Source organism: Pseudomonas sp. P8_229, from assembly GCF_034008635.1.
Classification (GTDB): Bacteria; Pseudomonadota; Gammaproteobacteria; order Pseudomonadales; family Pseudomonadaceae; genus Aquipseudomonas.
Window position 1 is genome coordinate 2439356 of the sequence record NZ_CP125378.1, and the last position, 20081, is coordinate 2459436.

A 20081-nucleotide genomic window follows, 5' to 3' on the forward strand; every position below is an offset into this window, starting at 1 on the left:
GATCTTCTCCACAGGGAGTTTCCTCCTCTGCTTAGGCTTTGCAGCGTCCCGGCGATCTTGACCTGACCAACTTCAAAGAGGGTGCATTCAATGTCCCAAGAATTCGATTACATCATCATCGGTGCCGGCTCGGCCGGTAACACCCTGGCGACCCGTCTGACTGAAGACGAAGGCGTCACCGTTCTGCTGCTCGAAGCCGGCGGCCCGGACTACCGTTTCGACTTCCGCACGCAAATGCCGGCTGCACTGGCATTCCCGCTGCAGGGTCGTCGCTACAACTGGGCGTACGAAACCGATCCGGAGCCGCACATGGACGGTCGCCGGATGGAATGCGGTCGCGGCAAAGGCCTCGGCGGTTCTTCGTTGATCAACGGCATGTGCTACATCCGTGGCAACGCGATGGACTACGACGGCTGGGCAAAACTGCCAGGTCTGGAAGACTGGTCGTACCTGGACTGCCTGCCGTACTTCCGTAAAGCGGAAACCCGCGACATCGGCCCGAACGACTACCACGGTGGCGAAGGCCCGGTCAGCGTGACCACGCCGAAGGCTGGCAACAACCCGCTGTTCCACGCCATGGTTGAAGCCGGCGTGCAGGCAGGTTACCCGCGCACCGAAGACTTGAACGGCTACCAGCAGGAAGGTTTCGGCCCGATGGACCGCACCGTGACGCCGAACGGCCGTCGTGCTTCCACCGCCCGTGGCTACCTCGACACTGCCAAAAAGCGTTCGACCCTGACCATCGTCACCCACGCCCTGACCGACAAGATCCTGTTCGAAGGCAAGCGTGCGGTTGGCGTGCGTTACCTGGTCGGCTCGGCTGAAGAGCGTGTTGAAGTCAAAGCGCGCAAAGAAGTCCTGCTGTGCTCCGGCGCCATCGCTTCGCCGCAGATTCTGCAGCGCTCCGGCGTAGGCCCGGCGAAACTGCTGGAAAGCCTCGACATCCCGGTCGTTCACGACCTGCCGGGCGTTGGTGAAAACCTGCAGGATCACCTTGAGCTGTACCTGCAATACGCTTGCACTCAGCCGGTTTCGCTGTACCCGTCGCTGCTCTGGTACAACCAGCCGGCCATCGGTGCCGAATGGCTGTTCAACGGCACCGGTATCGGCGCCAGCAACCAGTTCGAAGCCGGCGGTTTCATCCGTACGCGTGAAGAGTTCGAATGGCCGAACATCCAGTACCACTTCCTGCCGGTGGCGATTAACTACAACGGCAGCAACGGTGTGAAAGAGCACGGGTTCCAGGCGCACATGGGTTCCATGCGTTCGCCAAGCCGTGGTCGCATCCAGGCCAAGTCGAAAGACCCGCGCCAGCACCCGAGCATCCTGTTCAACTACATGGCCACCGAGCAGGACTGGCAGGAATTCCGTGACGGCATCCGCCTGACCCGCGAAATCATGCAACAGCCGGCACTGGACGCCTTCCGTGGCCGCGAAATCAGCCCGGGCATCGACGTGCAAACCGATGAGCAGCTGGACACGTTCATCCGCGAGCACGCCGAAACCGCGTTCCACCCGTCCTGCTCGTGCAAGATGGGCACCGACGACATGGCGGTCGTGGATGGCGAAGGTCGCGTGCACGGCATGCAGAGCCTGCGTGTGGTCGATGCTTCGATCATGCCGATCATTACCACCGGCAACCTCAACGCGCCGACGATCATGATCGCCGAGAAAATCGCCGACAAGATCCGTGGCCGCAAGCCACTGCCGCGTAGCAACGCTGCCTACTACGTCGCTGGCGGTGCGCCGGTGAAGGGCAAGCCGATGCGTGATATCACGCCTGTTGCTCAGTAAGACGTAATACCGAGGCGCGGCCTTCGCGAGCAAGCCCGCTCCCACAGTAGATCTCCTGTGAACACAAAATGTGTGAACGCTCAGGATCCAATGTGGGAGCGGGCTTGCTCGCGAAGGGGCCCTCACATTCAGCACAATTCCCTCTGCTTCAAGTAAATACTCCTACACCCCCTCTTCACTTGATCCTACCCCCACGCAGGCCTACTCTAGTCCTCGCGCAATCGTTTCACCCCTCCCCGCCGAATCGCTTCACCCTCGCAACTCCATAACAAGGAGGTTCCCGAATGTTCGATTTCCACCCCCAGCTCAAGCAGCGCTTCGCTGCCTTGCGCACGGGCGCCGAGTTTTTTTCCCTACGGTATGTGCGCGAGTCCGGCCAGTACCTGTCGGTGCGTAAAAACGTCGCCGAGCCGCCGAGCCTGAGCCGTGACGAAGGCGCGATGCTTACCGTGCGCGTCAACGGTGTCGAGGCTTACGCCGCGACCAACGACCTGTCGCAACAAGGCCTGCAAACCGCCCTTGAACGCGCCGAACAGCAGGCCCGGCGGCTCAAACCGCACGCCTTGCTCGACCTGCGTGATCAGCCGGTGTCGAGCGACCGCGCTGATTACTTTTCGCCCAATTTTGCGCAACCCTTCCCGTCCCTGAGCGAATGCTTCGAGTTGCTCGGCGCAGAGTCTGCCTCGGTGCCAAAGGATGAGCGCCTGGTGAATTGGGAAGCGAGCATCGGCATCACCCACGTCGAGCAGATCTACCTGAGCAGCGCCGGCGCCGAATTGCGCCAGGCCCAGCGCTTCGTCTACCCGGGCCTCGACGTCACTGCCTACGACGGCAACGACAGCCAGACCCGCAGCCTCGGCCGCGAGAACTTCGGCCAGCAGGGTGGCGCGGACGTGATCAGCCGTTGCGGCCTGGTTGGCGCCGGCCCGAAAGTGGCCGATCAGGCCTTGCAACTGCTGCTCGCGCCGAACACCCCGCAAGGTCCGCGCGACCTGTTGCTGATGCCTGACCAGATGATGCTGCAGATCCACGAGTCCATCGGGCACCCGCTGGAGCTCGACCGCATCCTCGGTGACGAGCGCAACTACGCCGGCACCAGTTTCGTCAAAACCAGCGACTTCGGCAGCCTGCAATACGGCTCGAAGCTGCTCAACGTGACCTTCGATCCGGACATTCCCGAAGAGCTGGCGAGTTACGGCCACGATGACGACGGTACAAAAGCCAGCAAGCAGTTCCTGATTCGCGAAGGCTTGCTGCTGCGGCCATTGGGCGGCGCGCTGTCGCAGTTCCGCGCCGGTCTCGACGGTGTTGCCAACAGCCGCGCCTGTGGCTGGAACCGGCCGCCGATCGACCGCATGGCCAACCTCAACATCGAGCCGGGCGATCAGTCACTGACGCAACTGATCAGCGGCATCGAGCATGGCATTCTGATGAGCACCAACCGTTCGTGGTCGATTGACGATGCACGCAACAAATTCCAGTTCGGTTGCGAGTGGGGTCAGTTGATCGAGAACGGTGAACTTAAAGGTGTGGTGAAAAATCCGAACTACCGGGGTATATCCGCGCACTTCTGGAAGAGTCTGCGCGCGGTCGGCGATGCCGGCACCCGTATGGTGCTGGGCACGCCAAACTGCGGCAAGGGCGAGCCGAACCAGGTGATCCGCGTCGGCCACGCTTCGCCGGCCTGCGTATTCAGCAACGTTGATGTGTTTGGGGGAGACGCCTGATGAGCATTTCGAAGAGTCAGTCCGACGCCTTCAAGGTCATGGTCAATTGGCTGCGCGACAGTGTGCGCGAGCCGGAACAATTCACCCTCAGCTATGCCGCCGAGTCCTCGGCGTTCGTGCGGTTCAACCACGCCAAGGTGCGTCAGGCCGGTCAGGTGCAGCAGGCCGATGTCGGGCTGAAACTGATCAACGACGGCCGCCACGCCGACCTGCACATCACCCTGTCCGGTGATCAGGAAGCCGATCTGCAACGCCTCGTCGAAGGCCTGCAACAGCTGCGCGAAACCCTGCCGCTGCTGCCGCAGGATCCGTACCTGCTGCTCAACCATAACGGCTGGCAGAGCAACAACGTGCAGGAACATCCACTGCCGGACACCGAACAGGTGGTTGAAGAGATCTGCGCCGCCGCTGAAGGTCTGGATCTGGTCGGCTTCTATGCCGCAGGCCCCATCAGCCGTGGTTTCGCCAGCTCCTCGGGGGCGTTTGGCTGGCATCAGGCCAACAGCTTCAACTTCGACTTCAGCCTGTTCCACGAAAACGGCGAAGCGGTGAAAGCCAGCTACGCCGGGCACGAATGGAGCAGCGCAGGCTTCGCCCGCCGCTTCCAGCAGGCGCGCGAGCAACTGGCGTTTCTCGGTCGACCGCTGCGCACCCTGGCGCCGGGGCAATACCGGGCGTATCTGGCCCCGGCCGCGCTGGAAGAAATCATGGGCATGCTGAGCTGGGGCGGATTCTCCGCGCAGTCGATCGCCAGCAAGAGCAGCCCGCTGCAAAAGCTGTATGTCGGTGATCAGGCGTTCAGTCCGCTGGTGTCGCTGGATGAAAAAGTCAGCGGCTCATTGAGCCCGGCGTTTTCCGGCGAAGGGTATCCGCGCAGCGATCTGCGCCTGGTCATCGAAGGCAAGGCAGGCGATCAACTGGTCGGTTCGCGCAGTGCCGCCGAATACGGCCTGAGCGCCAACGGCGCCAGCGGTGGCGAATCGCCGAGCGCACTGAGCATGGCGGCCGGGAATCTGTCACAGGCCGAGATTCTCAAGCAACTGGGCACAGGCTTGTACATCAGCAACCTGTGGTACCTGAACTTTTCCGATCAACCGGCCGCGCGCCTGACCGGCATGACCCGGTTTGCCACGTTCTGGGTCGAAAATGGCGAGATTCAGGCGCCGGTCAGCACCATGCGTTTCGACGACAGCGCCTACAGCCTGCTGGGTTCGCAGCTGGAAGCACTGACCGCCGAGCGCGAGTTGTTGCTGTCGGCGAGCACCTATAGCCAGCGCAATACCTCGTCGGCCTTGCTGCCGGGGGCGCTGGTGAGCCGTTTGACCTTGACCCTGTAAGACAAAGATCTCCAGAACACTGGAGATCTACTGTGGGAGCGGGCTTGCTCGCGAAGGCGTCGTGTCAGTCACCAACAACATCGACTGATTCACCGCATTCGCGAGCAAGCCCGCTCCCACCAAAAGCCTGTGCATTAACCACAAGAGGTTCCATGCCCAACCGCCCGCCTCTCGACGCCATCACCGCCCGCTGGTTGCCGTGGGTCGTCGCCATCGCTTTCTTCATGCAATCCCTCGACGGGACCATCCTCAACACCGCCCTGCCGGCCATGGCCCGGGATCTGGCCGAAGACCCGTTGCGCATGCAAGGCGTGGTCATCGCCTACATGCTCACCGTGGCGTTGCTGATTCCGGCCTCGGGCTGGATCGCCGACCGCTTCGGGACCAAGAAGATCTTCTTCGGCGCGATCCTGCTGTTCAGTTTCGGCTCACTGCTCTGCGCCTTGTCCAGCACCCTGAGCATGCTGGTCGGCGCGCGGGTGATTCAGGGCCTGGGCGGTGCGCTGATGCTACCGGTCGGACGCCTGGTGGTGCTGCGCGCCTACCCGCGATCGGAGCTGGTGCGGATCATGGGTTTCATCACCATCCCCGGCCTGCTCGGCCCGTTGATCGGTCCGACCATGGGCGGCTGGATGGTGCAATACCTGACATGGCACTGGATCTTCCTGATCAACCTGCCAGTGGGCGTCCTCGGCTGCTACGCGGTGTGGAAGTTCATCCCCGACCTGCGCGGCACTGAGCGCACGCGCTTCGACAGCCTCGGCTTCCTGTTGTTTGGCGCGGCGATGATCCTGATCACCATCGCCATGGAAGGCCTTGGCGAACTGCACCTGCCGCACCTGCGGGTGATGTTGCTGCTGTTCGGCGGCCTGGCCTGTCTGGCGGCGTACTGGCTGCGCGCCGGGCACGTCGAAAATCCGCTGTTCGCCCCGTCGCTGTTCAAGACCCGCACCTTTGCCGTCGGCATTCTCGGCAACCTGTTCGCCCGTCTGGGCAGTGGTGCACTGCCGTTTCTGGTGCCATTGCTGCTGCAAGTGGCGCTAGGATATTCGCCGTCCCAGGCGGGGATGAGCATGCTGCCGCTGGCCGCTGCGGCGATGTTTGCCAAGTGGATGGCACGCCCGCTGATCGAGCGCCTCGGCTACCGCATCGTGCTCACCGGCAATACCCTCGCGCTGGGGATCATGCTGGCAAGCATGGGCCTGGTCAGCGAGCAGACGCCGTACTGGTTGCTGCTGTGCCTGCTGGCGATTCTGGGGGCGATCAATTCGCTGCAATTCACCGCGATGAACACCGTGACCCTGATCGACCTCGACGACGCCAGCGCCAGCAGCGGCAACAGCCTGCTGTCGGTGGTGGCGCAGTTGTCGTTGAGCCTGGGGGTGGCCTGCGCCGGTGCGTTGCTCGGCGGCTTTACCGCGGAAATCGGCAATGATGGCGTGGAAACCGTGCTGGGCGCGTTCCAACTGACGTTCGTCACCGTCGGGATCATGGCGATGCTCGCCGCGACGATTTTCTCGCAACTGTCGAAAGAGGACGGCCGCCGCGCGAAACGCCCGGAAGAACACATCGAACATTAATTACAACTTTTGCAGAATGGCTCTGTGGTAAGGGGCGTTTGTGGTGAGGGGATAAATCCCCGATGGGGTGCGCAGCAGCCCCAAGAAGGTTGGATGCGATCGGTCTGATGTACCGAGGTGGCAGGTATAGGGGGGTGCTGCGCACCCCATCGGGGATAAATCCCCTCGCCACAGGTGAGTCCTTCACTTCTGGTTTTAGTCGCTGTTCGTCCAGAACTTTCGAGGAAAGTGGCACGGGGCTGCTACACTGCGCGACATTTTGTTTTGCAGGCCAGTCCCGTGACCACCATCGCCACCGCTTTTAATACTCTGCCGCTGTCCGCCGCCATGCTGGCTAACCTCGAATCCCTCGGTTATGCCCAGATGACGCCGATCCAGGCGCAGAGCTTGCCGGTGATCCTCAAGGGGATGGACCTGATCGCCCAGGCCAAGACCGGCAGTGGCAAGACCGCCGCGTTCGGCATCGGCCTGCTGAACCCGATCAACCCGCGCTACTTCGGTTGCCAGGCGCTGGTGATCTGCCCGACCCGTGAGCTGGCCGACCAGGTCGCCAAGGAAATCCGTCGTCTGGCCCGTGCCGAAGACAACATCAAGGTCCTGACCCTGTGCGGCGGCGTGTCGTTCGGCCCACAGATCGCTTCGCTGGAGCACGGCGCGCACATCATCGTCGGCACCCCGGGGCGCATTCAGCAACACCTGCGCAAGGGTTCGCTGGTGCTCGACGGCCTGAACACGCTGATCCTCGACGAAGCCGACCGCATGCTCGACATGGGTTTCTACGACGCCATCGAAGACATCATCGTCAAGACCCCGGAGCGTCGTCAGACTCTGTTGTTCTCTGCCACTTACCCGGTGGGCATCAAGCAGCTGGCGTCGAAATTCATGCGTGACCCGCAAACGGTGAAAGCCGAAGCGTTCCACGACGACACGCAGATCGAACAGCGCTTCTACGAAATTTCCCCGGAAGAACGCATGAGCGCAGTGACCAAAGTCCTGCACCACTTCCGCCCGGCTTCCTGCGTCGCCTTCTGCTTCACCAAGCAGCAGGTGCAGGAAACCGTCGATCACCTGACCTCCAAAGGCATTTCCGCCGTCGGCCTGCATGGCGATCTGGAACAGCGTGACCGCGATCAGGTGCTGGCGATGTTCGCCAACCGCAGTACTTCGGTGCTGGTCGCCACCGACGTCGCCGCCCGTGGCCTGGACATCGATGCGCTGGACATGGTGATCAACGTCGAGCTGGCCCGCGATTCGGAAATCCACATTCACCGCGTTGGCCGTACCGGTCGCGCCGGCGAGAAAGGCATCGCGGTCAGCCTCGTCGCACCGTCCGAAGCCCATCGCGCGCAAGCCATCGAGCAGCTGCAGAAAGCCCCGCTGAACTGGGATCAGGTGGACAACCTCAAGTCCCAGGGCGGCGCCCCGCTGCAGCCACCGATGAGCACGCTGTGCATCGCCGGCGGGCGCAAGGACAAAGTGCGTCCGGGCGACATCCTCGGCGCACTGACTGGCGATGCCGGCATCCCGGGCGCCCAGGTCGGCAAGATCGCGATCTTCGACTTCCAGTCGTATGTGGCGGTTGAACGCACCGTGGTCATGCAGGCGCTGCAGCGTTTGAACAACGGCAAGATCAAGGGTCGTTCGCTGCGCGTGCGTGTTTTGTAACTGATCTGCTGCCCGACAGAGATCAAATGTGGGAGCGGGCTTGCTCGCGAAGAGGGGGTGTCAGACAACATCAATGTTGACTGACATACCGCTTTCGCGAGCAAGCCCGCTCCCACATTGGTCTTCGGTGAATTTTGAATTCTTTGTGAGGACACCGTTTTGCGCTCTACCGAAGTCGTGATCATTGGCGCTGGCGCCGCAGGGTTGATGTGTGCACTGACCGCCGCCGGGCGTGGGCGTGAAGTGTTGCTGCTCGATCATGCAAACAAGGCCGGCAAGAAAATCCTGATGTCCGGTGGCGGCCGCTGCAATTTCACCAATATGTACACCGAGCCGGGCAATTTCCTCTCGCACAACCCGCATTTCTGCAAATCCGCACTGGCGCGCTACACCCAATGGGACTTCATCGGCATGGTCGGCAAGCACGGCGTGCCGTACCACGAGAAAAAACTCGGCCAGTTGTTCTGCGATAACAAATCCAGCGACATCCTCGGCATGCTGCTCGAGGAGTGCGATCAGGTCGGCGTCGAGCTGCACCTGGACACCTCGATCCAGACCATCGAAAAGGTCGAAAACGGTTACCTGCTCGACACCACCCTCGGCCAACTCCAGTGCCAGTCGTTGGTGATCGCCACTGGCGGGCTGTCGATCCCGACACTGGGCGCCACCGGTTTCGGCTATCAGGTGGCCAGGCAGTTCGGCCATGAATTGCTGCCGACCCGCGCGGGCCTGGTGCCGTTCACCATCACCGATCAGCTCAAGGAACTGTGCACCGAGCTGTCCGGGACGTCGGTGGATTGCCTGGTCAGCTGCAACGACCAGAGCTTTCGCGAGAACATTCTGTTCACTCACCGGGGCCTCAGCGGCCCGGCGATTCTGCAGATCTCGTCGTTCTGGGAACCGGGCGACACCGTGGAGATCAACCTGCTGCCAGACCACGACACAACCGCATGGCTGCAACAGCAAGTGGCCGAACGCCCGAACAGCGAACTGAAAACCCTGCTCGGCGAGATCTTTACCAAGAAGATGGCCAACCTGCTGGCGGACAACTGGTTCGTCTCCAAACCGATGAAGCAGTACACCCATGCCGAACTGGCGCAGATCGCCGACAAGCTGGGCAGCTGGAAAGTCGTGCCGGCGGGGACTGAAGGTTACCGCACTGCCGAAGTCACCCTCGGTGGCGTCGATACCCGCGAAGTGTCGTCCAAGACCATGGAATCGCTGAAAAGCCCGGGGCTGTATTTTGTCGGCGAAGTGCTCGACGTCACCGGGCATCTGGGCGGCTTCAACTTCCAGTGGGCCTGGGCCTCCGGTTACGCGGCCGCCCAGTACGTCTGATCCAACACAAATCAAAACTGTGGGAGCGGGCTTGCTCGCGAATGCGGTGGATCAGTCGACATTAATGTTGAATGACACCCCGCTTTCGGGAGCAAGCCCCCTCCCACAGTTGTTAAGCGTGATGCAGTAAGGAACACTTTTTGCTGTCAGATGTGATCGGCGCCATTGCGTCGGCGTCATTACTGGCTCAATTTAGCGGCATCGCCTCGGAAGGCCTTCGCACTTCATGTCCTCGACCTCGTTTCGTCAGTCTTTGCGGCGCCTGTGGGCGCTGGATAAATTCAGCTACAGCGTACGGGTGTTCATCGCCCTGACCGGCAGCATGGCGCTGTGTTGGTATCAGGATGAAATGGGCCTGCTGATCCCGTTGTTCCTGGGCATTATCGCCAGCGCCCTGGCCGAGACCGACGACAGTTGGCAGGGCCGCCTTAACGCACTGGCGGTAACACTGGTGTGTTTCAGTATCGCCGCACTGTCGGTGGAACTGCTGTTTCCCTACCCCATCGTGTTTGCCATCGCCCTGGCCTTGGCCAGCTTCGGTCTGACCATGCTCGGCGCACTCGGCGAGCGTTACGGCGCGATTGCTTCGGCGACGTTGATTCTGTCGGTGTACACCATGATCGGCGTTGATCAGCGCGGCGGCGCGGTCACCGATTTCTGGCACGAACCGATGCTGCTGGTGGCCGGTGCCGCGTGGTACGGCTTGCTGTCAGTGCTGTGGCAGGCGATGTTTTCCAACCAGCCGGTGCAACAAAGTCTGGCGCGACTGTTCCGCGAACTGGGCTTCTACCTGAAACTCAAAGCCTCGCTGTTCGAGCCGATCCGCCAACTGGATGTCGAAGCGCGGCGGCTGGAACTGGCACAGCAGAACGGTCGGGTAGTGGCGGCGCTGAACAGTGCCAAGGAAATCATTCTGCACCGGGTCGGCAACGGGCGCCCGGGTTCGAAAGTCAGCCGTTATCTGAAGCTGTACTTCCTCGCTCAGGACATCCACGAACGCGCCAGCTCTTCACACTATCCATACAACGCACTGGCCGACGCGTTCTTTCACAGCGACGTGCTGTTTCGCTGCCAGCGCTTGCTGCGTCAACAAGGCAAGGCCTGCCGGGCGCTGGCCGAATCGATCCAGATGCGCCAGCCGTTCATTTACGACGCCAGTTTTGCCGAAGCATTGAGCGACCTCGACGCCTCCCTCGAACACCTGCGCATCCAGAGCAACCCGGCGTGGCGCGGCCTCCTGCGTTCGCTGCGCGCACTGGCAGCCAACCTCGGCACCCTCGACCGCTTGCTCAGCGATGCGAGCAACCCGGATGCCCTGGCGGACGCCACCGACAGCAGCCTGCTCGACCGCTCGCCGCGCAACCTCAAAGACGTGTGGATTCGCCTGCGCACCCAACTGACGCCGACGTCTCTGCTGTTCCGCCACGCCCTGCGTCTGCCGTTGGCGTTGAGCATCGGCTACGGCATGGTGCATTTGATTCACCCCTCGCAAGGTTACTGGATCATCCTCACCACGCTGTTCGTCTGCCAGCCGAACTACGGCGCAACCCGGCGCAAACTCGGTCAGCGGATTCTCGGCACGGCCATCGGTCTGACCGTGGCGTGGGCGCTGTTCGATCTGTTCCCCAGCCCGCTGGTGCAGTCGTGCTTCGCGATCGCTGCCGGGGTGGTGTTCTTTACCAACCGCACCACGCGTTACACCGTGGCGACGGCGGCGATCACGATCATGGTGCTGTTCTGCTTCAACCAGATCGGCGATGGCTACGGGCTGTTCCTGCCGCGCCTGTTCGATACCTTGCTCGGCAGCCTGATCGCCGGCCTTACGGTGTTCCTGTTCCTGCCGGATTGGCAGGGGCGGCGCCTGAACAAGGTGCTGGCCAGCACCCTGACCTGCAACAGCATCTACCTGCGTCAGATCATGCAGCAATACGCCGCCGGCAAGAGCGACGACCTCGCCTATCGCCTGGCCCGGCGCAACGCGCACAACGCCGACGCAGCCCTGTCGACCACGCTGGCGAACATGCTGATGGAGCCGGGGCATTTCCGTAAGGAAGCGGATGTCGGTTTCCGCTTCCTGGTGCTCTCGCACACCCTGCTCAGTTACCTGTCCGGGCTGGGCGCGCACCGCGAGACGCAACTACCCGCGGAGGTTCGTGAACAGCTGATCGACGGCGCCGGGGTGAAACTGGCCGCGAGCATCGACGAAATCGCCCAAGGCCTGGCGAACAAGCAGCCGATAGCGATTCAGAGCGACGAAGAGGAAGCACTGGCCAATGAGCTGGAGCAGATGGCCGACGAGATCGATGAGGGACAGCGTCTGGTGCAGACACAACTGGCGCTGATCTGCCGGCAGCTGGGGCCGTTGCGTACGTTGGCGGCACACTTGATCAAGGACACCAGCGAGGTTAGCGCTGGCTGAAAGGACGCCTTCGCGAGCAAGCCCGCTCCCACAGGGGAACGCATTCCAAAGGTGGGAGCGGGCTTGCTCGCGAAAGGGCCACCAGCCACACAACAATTTTCAGATCACCCCCAACATCCCATGTCCCCCCAGAGGAACGCACTCCAAAGGTGGGAGCGGGCTTGCTCGCGAAAGGGCCATCAGCCACACAACAATTTTCAGATCACCCCCAACATCCCATGCCCCCACAGGGGAACGCACTCCAAAGGTGGGAGCGGGCTTGCTCGCGAAAGGGCCATCAGCCACACAACAATTTTCAGATCACCCCCAACATCCCATGCCCCCACAGGGGAACGCACTCCAAAGGTGGGAGCGGGCTTGCTCGCGAAAGGGCCACCAGCCACACAACAATTTTCAGATCAGCCCCAACATCCCATGTCCCCCCAGAGGAACGCACTCCAAAGGTGGGAGCGGGCTTGCTCGCGAAGGGGCCATCAGCCACACAACAATTTTCAGATCACCCCCAACATCCCATGCCCCCACAGGGGAACGCACTCCAAAGGTGGGAGCGGGCTTGCTCGCGAAAGGGCCATCAGCCACACAACAATTTTCAGATCACCCCCAACATCCCATGCCCCCACAGGGGAACGCACTCCAAAGGTGGGAGCGGGCTTGCTCGCGAAAGGGCCACCAGCCACACAACAATTTTCAGATCAGCCCCAACATCCCATGTCCCCCCAGAGGAACGCACTCCAAAGGTGGGAGCGGGCTTGCTCGCGAAGGGGCCATCAGCCACACAACAATTTTCAGATCAGCCCCAACATCCCATGTCCCCCCAGAGGAACGCACTCCAAAGGTGGGAGCGGGCTTGCTCGCGAAAGGGCCATCAGCCACACAGCAGTTTGCGGATCAGCTCCTACATCCCATGCTGCCGCATCAACCGGTCATAACTGCCATCCGCCTTCATCGCCGCAATCGCTTTGTCAAACCCCGCCACAATCTGCTCATGCTCGGGATTCTTCAGGCTCACCAGAATATGCAGACTGTTCTCGCTCAGCGGCTTGGGCAGGAACTCCACGGCGTTGCGCACCTTGGGTGATTCGCGCGTCAGGTAATACCGCGCGACGTATTCATCTTCCAGCGTCAATTTGACCCGATCCGCCGCGAGCATGCGCACGGCCATGGCGAAGTTATGCACAGGGACTTTCTGCAGCGCGGTGTCGGCATCGAACGCCTGCGAATAGGCATAACCGCGCACCACCGCGACCGGATACGTGTGCAGTTGCTCCAGGCTGCTGTAGTCCAGCGGCGTGTCTTTGCGCTTGAGAAAGCGGATGCGGTTGAGCAGGTATTCGCCGGAGAACTGGCCGAGCTTTGTGCGCTCGTCGTTGTACCAGGCGTTGACCAGCACGTCGTAACGCCCTTCGCCAACCCCCAGCAGTGCCCGCGCCCACGGCACCTGCTCATAGTCACTGGCGTAGCCGGCCCGAGCCAGCGCCGTGCTGACAATATCCGTAGCCAGGCCGCCGTTGACCAGCGTGTCATCGGTAAAGGGCGGCCAGATATCAAACACCAGTCGCAGCTTGTCCGCTGCGGCGGTTTGGGCCAGCAAGAGCAATCCGATCAAAGCAAAGGCTCGATGCAGTCGCGGCATGCTTGAAAATCCTTAGCGGGCAGCTTGCCCAGCGTGTTTTCCAGTCAAAACCCCAAGACCCCTTACCGGCGAAACCCAGGCCCTAACAGTAGCTCATTGAAGCCAGTGCACAGCGCTTACCAGCAGATTACACAAAGCCGGCGCCGTCGCGAGAAAGGAATGATGGCATTTTGACCTTTGTCACAGACTCTTACGCCATACAGACATCCAAAGCCTGTGCGCTTAGTATCGGACGACAGCGTTCAAGGAGCCGGAAGATGACAATCGAGTGGATCTGCAAACATCACAGCGATCTGGGTAAAGAGCAGTTATACGCACTGTTGAAGCTGCGCTCGGAGGTGTTCGTGGTCGAACAGAAATGCGCCTACCCGGACCTCGACGGTCAGGATCTGGACGGCGACACCCATCACTTGATGGGCTGGGAAGATGATCACCTGATGGCGTATCTGCGCCTGCTCGACCCCGAGTCCCAGGGCGGTGACGTGGTCATAGGCCGCGTGATCATCGCGCCGCAAGGGCGTGGCAAAGGGCTGGGGCACACAATGATGGAACACGCACTGAAACAGGCCGAGAAGCATTGGCCGCAGGTACCGATCTATCTGTCGGCGCAGGCGCATTTGCAGGGGTATTACGGCAAGTACGGGTTTGTCGTGGCGGGTGAGGAATACCTCGAGGATGACATTCTGCACATAGGGATGCGTCGTTCCTGAGGCCCTATCGCGAGCAGGCTCACTCCTACATTTGATCGCATTCCATCTGAAGGAACCCGATCTACTGTAGGAGTGATGGCGTCAGCTCAGTCACCGCAGGATTCAGGGATATTCCAGCACAGCCTTGATCTGCCGCAAATTGCGCTCGATCCACCCACGATCAATCGCCCCCCACTCGCGAATCCGATAGCGCCCGGCATGGTTGCGTGCGCCCTCTTCCTGCTCGAATTCACAAACAATATCCAGATCCGCCAATGCGGCGATGGTGTCCTGCGCCGTGCGCCGCGGCATGCCGGTGACCTCGGTCAGCGCCGGCACGCTGGCAGCCAGGCCGCTGTCGATCAGGTAGGCCACGTACAGGCGACGGTAGAAACTGCTTTTGGTCTTGCTGACGTCCATCCACCCGCTCCTTGTTGCGGCTATTGCAGATCCCGCCACGTCAGGTACACCCGCAGGTCGAACTCGACCTGGTGATACCCCGGCAGCATGTGTTCACACAATTTGTAGAAAGCCTTGTTGTGATCCGACTCTTTGAAGTGTGCCAGCTCATGCACGACGATCATCTTCAGAAACTCGGGCGCCGCCTCCTTGAACAGCGAAGCGATACGAATCTCTTTCTTGGCCTTGAGCTTGCCGCCCTGCACCCGCGAAACCGTGGTGTGCAGGCCCAGCGCTCGATGAGTCAGGTCGAGGCGGTTGTCGAACAGCACCTTGTCGATGGCCGGGGCGTTGCGCAGGTATTCCTGCTTCAGGTCCAGCGCGTAGCTGTACAACGCCTTGTCGCTCTGCACATCGTGGCGCCCGGGATAGCGTTGGCTCAGGTAATCACCCAGACGCTGCTCGGCGATCAGTTGGCGCACCTGATCCTGCAATTGCGCGGGATAGGCCTGGAGGTATTTCAACGCAGTCATGGACACGGCAACACGGTTTGAAAAGAGCGCCAGTGTAGCGAATTCAACCGGGCAGCGCGCTCCAGTCAAACGGCTCGGCAAAGCTTGCAGCAGCATCTGCCATCATCGGCCGCGCTACCAGGAAGCCTTGCACGTATTCGCAACCATGGGCCTGCAGCCATTGGTACTGCTCGATGGTCTCCACACCTTCGGCGATCACCAGCAAACCGTACTGTTTGCACAGGCTGATCACCGTGCTCACCAGCGAGGCATCCCGGGCCGAATCCGGCAGACGCGCGATCAGGTGCCGATCAAGCTTGAGTGTATCGAGTTCAAGATCACGCAGATGCGCCAGCGAACACGGCCCGGAACCGAAATCGTCCAGCGCCACCCGCACCCCAAGATTGCGCAGCAAGCGCAGCTGCTTACGGGTTTCATCGGGGTTGTGCATCAACGCTTCTTCAGTGATTTCGACTTCCAATTGCCGTGGCTGCAAGGCATGCCGCTCCAGCACCTGACGCAATTCGGTGGCGAGGTTGGGCAAGCCGAACTGGGTGTTGCTCAGGCTCACGCCGAGCACCAGGTCTTCGGCAAACAGGGTTTCCCAGGCTTTGCGCTGACCGGCGCCACGGTGATAGATCCAGCTGCCGAGCCGGCTGATTAGCCGTGCCTCTTCCAGCAATGGCAAAAACAGCCCCGGCGGCACATCGCCGACACTCGGATGCTGCCAGCGCAACAGCGCCTCGAAGCCACGGATCTGCCCGCTGTCGATCGCCACCTGCGGCTGATACACCAGATTGAAGTCACGATTTTCGATCGCCGCGCGCACGCTTTCTTCGAGCATCAGGCGCGAGCGTGCCCGACCGTTCATGTCGTGATCATAAAAGCGATATTGCTGCCGCCCGGCGCGCTTGGCTTCGTACATGGCGATGTCGGACGCACGCAGCAATCCGTCGAGGTTCGAACCGCAGTCCGGATAGGTGGCGATGCCGATACTGGCGCCGAGGGCAATGTCCAGCCCTTCGATCTGCTGACAGATCGACACCCGCTCGATGAGCTTCTCGGCAATCTTCGCCGCCTGCTCGGGAAACTCCAGATCGAGCAACGCGGTGAACTCGTCCCCACCCATGCGCGCCAGAATGTCGAACGGCCGCAGGCAAGCCTTCAGTTGCTCGGAGACCCAGCGCAGCACCCGGTCGCCGGCATCGTGACCGAGGGAATCGTTGACCCGCTTGAAACCATCGAGGTCGAGGTACAACAGCACCCAACTGCTGTCGCTGCGTTCACCGCGCAGCAGCAGATTCTCCACGGTCTGATAGAAACCACGGCGGTTGAGCAAACCGGTCAGCGGATCGGTGACCGCCTGAAACTCCAACTGCTGATGCAAGTGACGCACCACCGACATGTCCAGCACCGTCACCACCATCGCCTGCTGCACCGCCGGCAACGGCGCGCAAGACAGCGCCACCGGCACTTGCTGGCCGGGCGCCGTGCGCAACAGCGCGTCGTGCAGACGCAGGGTTTCGCCGCGCCGATAACCGGCAAACAACTCGGAGTCGGCCCATAGGGGAATGTGCGGTTTCTGCAGGAAATCGAGAAATTCCTTGCCCTCAAGCTCCTTCACCGGGGCATTGAGCAAGCGCGAAATCGCCGGATTGGCGAAGCGGATCAAACCGTCCTCGCCCAGCACCAGAATCCCTTCGGCCGCGTTATCCAGCACCGACGCATTGAAGGCGCGGGCGACTTCCAGATCATGGGTCAGGCGTTGCAAGGCGCGGCGATTGCGCTGATGTTCGAGCAGCGCCTGCACCTTGGGCTTGAGAATCTGCGGGTCGAACGGCTTGAACAGGTAATCCACCGCGCCGCTGGCATAGCCCTTGATCACCGCGTCCTGGGATTGCTCGTTGGCGGTGAGGAAAATAATCGGGGTGAGGCGCGTGCGCTGGCTGCCACGCATCAGCCGCGCGACTTCGAAGCCGTCCATGCCCGGCATCTGCACATCCAGCAGCACCAGGTCGACATCGTGTTCGAGCAAAAGACTGAGCGCCTCGAAACCGGAGGCGGCGGTCATGACGAGCCAATCCTGACGCTGCAACAACGCACGCATGCTGATCAGGTTTTCAGGGTAATCGTCAACGATCAAAAGGACAGAGCTGCCTTCACCTGGCTGGGGTTGCGCGCATTCCATGCTGCTTCTCTTGTCGGGACATCTCTTGTCGGGATATCGGCCGGTTTCTCGTGAAAACCGTACAGTTACTGAGCCATCACTCTAGTCCCGGATCTGTGAAAGCAGAAGCTGTCACGCCGCCATCATTTAACCAAAGCTACGATTTACCGACTAACGGTCACCCCTGCAGCCCCCGGAAACCGGCACAGATGGCATTTCGACAGGATGTTGACGCCAATCATCTGCCAAACGGGCGTTAACAAAAAAGTCCTCTACGCTTATAAAGGCCGCCCGAAAAGGCGCGGGCTAGAGCTTCTGGCACTCGCGTTCAGGATGAATTGAGTGGAAGAACCGACATGATCGATCTCGCAACCTGGAACCTCAGCGTTCCCGTCGGCAGTCCGCCGTACACCGTCGAAACCTCCAAACTGGTGGATGGCTTCAAGGATCAGTACTTCCATTCCGATACCGGTACGTTGTTTTTCTGGTCGCCGGTTACCGGGTCAAAAACCGAAAACGCCATTTACCCGCGCACCGAACTGCGCGAAACCTTCAGCAACGGCACCTTGCGCAACTGGTACTACCCGGACGCCGACAACACCCTGCGCGCAACCCTCGCGGTGAACAAGGTGCCCAGCTCGGGCAAGATCGTCATCGGCCAGATCCACGCCTATGAAAGCCAGCGCCCGATGGTCAAGCTCGAATACCAGTACAAGGAAAAAACCCAGACAGGCAACCTGGTGATCAAAGTCCGCATGCACCCCGACGACAAGGAAAGCCGCGTCATCACCCTCGCCACCGGGATCAAACTGGACAACGAATTCAACTACCTCATCCACCTCAGTCCCGGCGGCGCGTTGGGTGTAAGTGCGGCGGGTTATCAGTGGGATTCACAAATCAGCGCGACCTGGCGCAACAAGCCGCTGTACTTCAAGGCCGGCGTGTATGTGCAGGACAACACCGGGTATACCAGTGAGGGTGGGCAGGTGACATTTACCAAGTTGGATATTGATCACGACAAGTGACATCGACGAACTGAAGAACTACCCACAACCCTGTGGGAGCTGGCTTGCCAGCGATGGCGTCCCGACCACCAACCAATATCTTGCAGACTGCACACGATCCAATTGTAGGAGTGAGCCTGCTCGCGATGACGGCGTATCAGTCGCCAACAATGCTGAATGTCAGATCGCAATCGCGAGCAGGCTCACTCCTACAAAGGTTCAGCGGTGTTCCGGGGATTGGCTGACTTCCACATTATCCAGCACCCGACTCACCGCCAGCTCCGCCAGCATGATGATCTGCTGAATCGCCAGAATCGTATGCCGTTGCGGCGTATCCACATAAGCGGCAATGTCACTGGTCATGATGCTCGCAGAGGCCAGCGACTCACAGGCATGAACCAGCAGACTTTCGTTGTCCATGCCCGGGCTGACCTGGAACATCGTGCTGGGTTTGTGGAACCTCAGAGTGGCGGCGTTCGGCTTGAGGTAGTGATCGAGCGCCCGTTCGGCGGCGTCGTGGAGCTTTTTTGAGTCGAGGGATTCGTAGGGCGACGTAGATTCCGCCTCGGGGGGATTGGGTGTTGGCTTGATCATCGTAGACATACTCATGGCTGGTTGAATTGCAGCCGCCATTTTCGTTTTCCAGGCGAAAGGGTGGCAGCTGAGCGCGGACTGGAAAAACCGGTCAACCAACCCAAACCGGCAGGCCCAAAGGCCTCCCGCGCGCAGCCGCCATTACATCGCGAGCAGAAAAGCGCCGCAGTATGCCATGGGCAGAGTTGGTATGAATCGGGTTTTCCAGACCCGGTCACTGATACGTCAGCGACACGACCAGCCTATCCAGCCGACTTCCGAGGGACAACCGACGCGACCTGTCGGAATATTCCCGGCGAATGCCAGTGTCTGTAGGACGAGCGCACGACCGACAAACCTTAACCCAAAGTAACTACTCTTCAGGCGGAATTTAAGTACAAAGTACGAAGCTAATATTCCAGCTCTTGAAATTTCTTTCGCGATCAAACTTTCCGCAACATCAATCACAGCAAAATCATCTTAAAACCTGTCAACTCTGACAGGTGTGCTCACCCCTCCCGCGCCTCTATTCTACTTCTCGAAGTAACTTACAATCCTTATCTAGCGCCAAGCGTAAACCACGCAACCTAAATAACTGCAACGAGGAATATCATGAACAAGGAAGGCTCATTCACAGGGTACATGTCGATATCCGGATACTCATTGACGTGCCAACTAGGATTTCAATACTTCGAGTCGACGTCAAGCCCTGGCAGCAAAGGAATCGGAATGGAGGGTGGAAGCTCCTCCACAACTATAACCTTACCGAAAACTGACTATCTATGTGCGAATACCTGCTCGGGAAGTAGAGGAGCTTTATTCCACTTTGAGCAAACCAGCAACTATGGAGAGTACACCATAACCAGTAGAGACAAAGATTTTTATGAAGGATGCTACTTGGGAATAACCGACAAGAGCTATCTTTTCGCCTATCGCCCTCGCTCCGAATCGAATCGCTTCAGTTTTAAGCAAAACGGCAAGGTGATAGGTCTAAATGAAATGACAGGAAACGTTATTGCTGGTTTGGAATTAGTTTGCAAACATGGCGGAATAGAGCTTCACAAAAAAATAGTACGACCAGGGAGCAACGGGGATAGTCAATGGGCAGCTTATGTTTGCACACAGGGAGGCGACGTCGGACTTGTCGGAACTAATATTGAATTGCGTATTGAAGCAAAAAACGTTGAGTAACTTGAATTATGCGAACCATAAAAAACCCGCCTCTCGGCGGGTTTTTCATAAAA

At 60.2% G+C, this 20081-nt stretch carries 15 protein-coding genes; 10 read left to right on the forward strand and 5 right to left on the reverse strand.

Going from position 1 to position 20081, the window contains the following annotated elements:
- Positions 1-90: 90 nt before the first annotated feature.
- From betA to yccS, 7 genes are all read left to right on the forward strand, one after another.
- Positions 91-1794: a choline dehydrogenase gene (gene betA, locus QMK55_RS11070; RefSeq protein WP_320329173.1), complete on the forward strand. Its 1704-nt coding sequence runs from the start codon at positions 91-93 to the stop codon at positions 1792-1794.
- 284 nt (positions 1795-2078) lie between these two features.
- A complete protein-coding gene (locus QMK55_RS11075; protein ID WP_320329174.1) occupies positions 2079-3521 on the forward strand; it encodes a TldD/PmbA family protein in 1443 nt (480 codons plus the stop codon).
- A complete protein-coding gene (locus QMK55_RS11080; RefSeq protein WP_320329175.1) occupies positions 3521-4858 on the forward strand; it encodes a TldD/PmbA family protein in 1338 nt (445 codons plus the stop codon). The genes QMK55_RS11075 and QMK55_RS11080 overlap by 1 nt, the downstream gene beginning before the upstream one ends.
- Before the next feature lie 152 nt (positions 4859-5010).
- The gene (gene mdtD / locus QMK55_RS11085) at positions 5011-6438 is read left to right on the forward strand and encodes a multidrug transporter subunit MdtD (RefSeq protein ID WP_320329176.1); all 1428 of its coding nucleotides are present in this window, start codon (positions 5011-5013) and stop codon (positions 6436-6438) included.
- Between the two features lie 327 nt (positions 6439-6765).
- Entirely contained in the window at positions 6766-8103 is a 1338-nt protein-coding gene (gene dbpA / locus QMK55_RS11090) for an ATP-dependent RNA helicase DbpA (protein WP_256588215.1), read from the forward strand.
- Between the two features lie 159 nt (positions 8104-8262).
- Positions 8263-9441 carry an NAD(P)/FAD-dependent oxidoreductase gene (locus QMK55_RS11095; RefSeq protein ID WP_320329177.1) on the forward strand — a complete coding sequence of 393 codons (1179 nt, stop codon included), beginning with the start codon at positions 8263-8265 and terminating at the stop codon, positions 9439-9441.
- A 226-nt stretch (positions 9442-9667) separates the two neighbouring features.
- On the forward strand, positions 9668-11860 hold the full coding sequence (yccS, locus tag QMK55_RS11100; protein ID WP_102357715.1) for a YccS family putative transporter: 2193 nt from the start codon (positions 9668-9670) through the stop codon (positions 11858-11860).
- Positions 11861-12755: 895 nt separating this feature from the next.
- Here yccS and QMK55_RS11105 read toward each other — a convergent pair.
- Positions 12756-13493, reverse strand: coding sequence for a substrate-binding periplasmic protein (locus QMK55_RS11105; protein WP_102357769.1), 738 nt, complete (start codon positions 13491-13493; stop codon positions 12756-12758).
- A gap of 257 nt (positions 13494-13750) precedes the next feature.
- On the opposite strand from QMK55_RS11105, the gene QMK55_RS11110 reads away from it, so the two are divergent.
- Positions 13751-14203 (forward strand): GNAT family N-acetyltransferase, encoded by a 453-nt coding sequence (locus tag QMK55_RS11110; protein ID WP_102357767.1) that lies wholly within the window; start codon positions 13751-13753, stop codon positions 14201-14203.
- 102 nt (positions 14204-14305) lie between these two features.
- Here QMK55_RS11110 and QMK55_RS11115 read toward each other — a convergent pair whose 3' ends face one another.
- From QMK55_RS11115 to QMK55_RS11125, 3 genes are read right to left on the reverse strand one after another with little or no spacing between them, the layout of a single operon-like run.
- Positions 14306-14602 (reverse strand): winged helix-turn-helix domain-containing protein, encoded by a 297-nt coding sequence (locus tag QMK55_RS11115; protein ID WP_102357766.1) that lies wholly within the window; start codon positions 14600-14602, stop codon positions 14306-14308.
- A 20-nt stretch (positions 14603-14622) separates the two neighbouring features.
- Positions 14623-15114: a M48 family metallopeptidase gene (locus QMK55_RS11120; RefSeq protein ID WP_003229006.1), complete on the reverse strand. Its 492-nt coding sequence runs from the start codon at positions 15112-15114 to the stop codon at positions 14623-14625.
- 43 nt (positions 15115-15157) lie between these two features.
- Entirely contained in the window at positions 15158-17281 is a 2124-nt protein-coding gene (locus QMK55_RS11125; RefSeq protein ID WP_320329178.1) for a putative bifunctional diguanylate cyclase/phosphodiesterase, read from the reverse strand.
- 335 nt (positions 17282-17616) lie between these two features.
- Between QMK55_RS11125 and QMK55_RS11130 the strand changes: the two genes are divergently transcribed.
- Positions 17617-18285, forward strand: a complete 669-nt coding sequence (locus QMK55_RS11130) for a polysaccharide lyase family 7 protein (protein WP_320329179.1) — start codon at positions 17617-17619, stop codon at positions 18283-18285.
- Between the two features lie 198 nt (positions 18286-18483).
- Here the strand turns inward: QMK55_RS11130 and QMK55_RS11135 are convergent, their stop codons facing one another.
- On the reverse strand, positions 18484-18858 hold the full coding sequence (locus QMK55_RS11135) for a DUF6124 family protein (protein ID WP_102357773.1): 375 nt from the start codon (positions 18856-18858) through the stop codon (positions 18484-18486).
- 591 nt (positions 18859-19449) lie between these two features.
- On the opposite strand from QMK55_RS11135, the gene QMK55_RS11140 reads away from it, so the two are divergent.
- Positions 19450-20028 (forward strand): hypothetical protein, encoded by a 579-nt coding sequence (locus QMK55_RS11140; RefSeq protein WP_320329180.1) that lies wholly within the window; start codon positions 19450-19452, stop codon positions 20026-20028.
- Positions 20029-20081 lie beyond the last annotated feature (53 nt).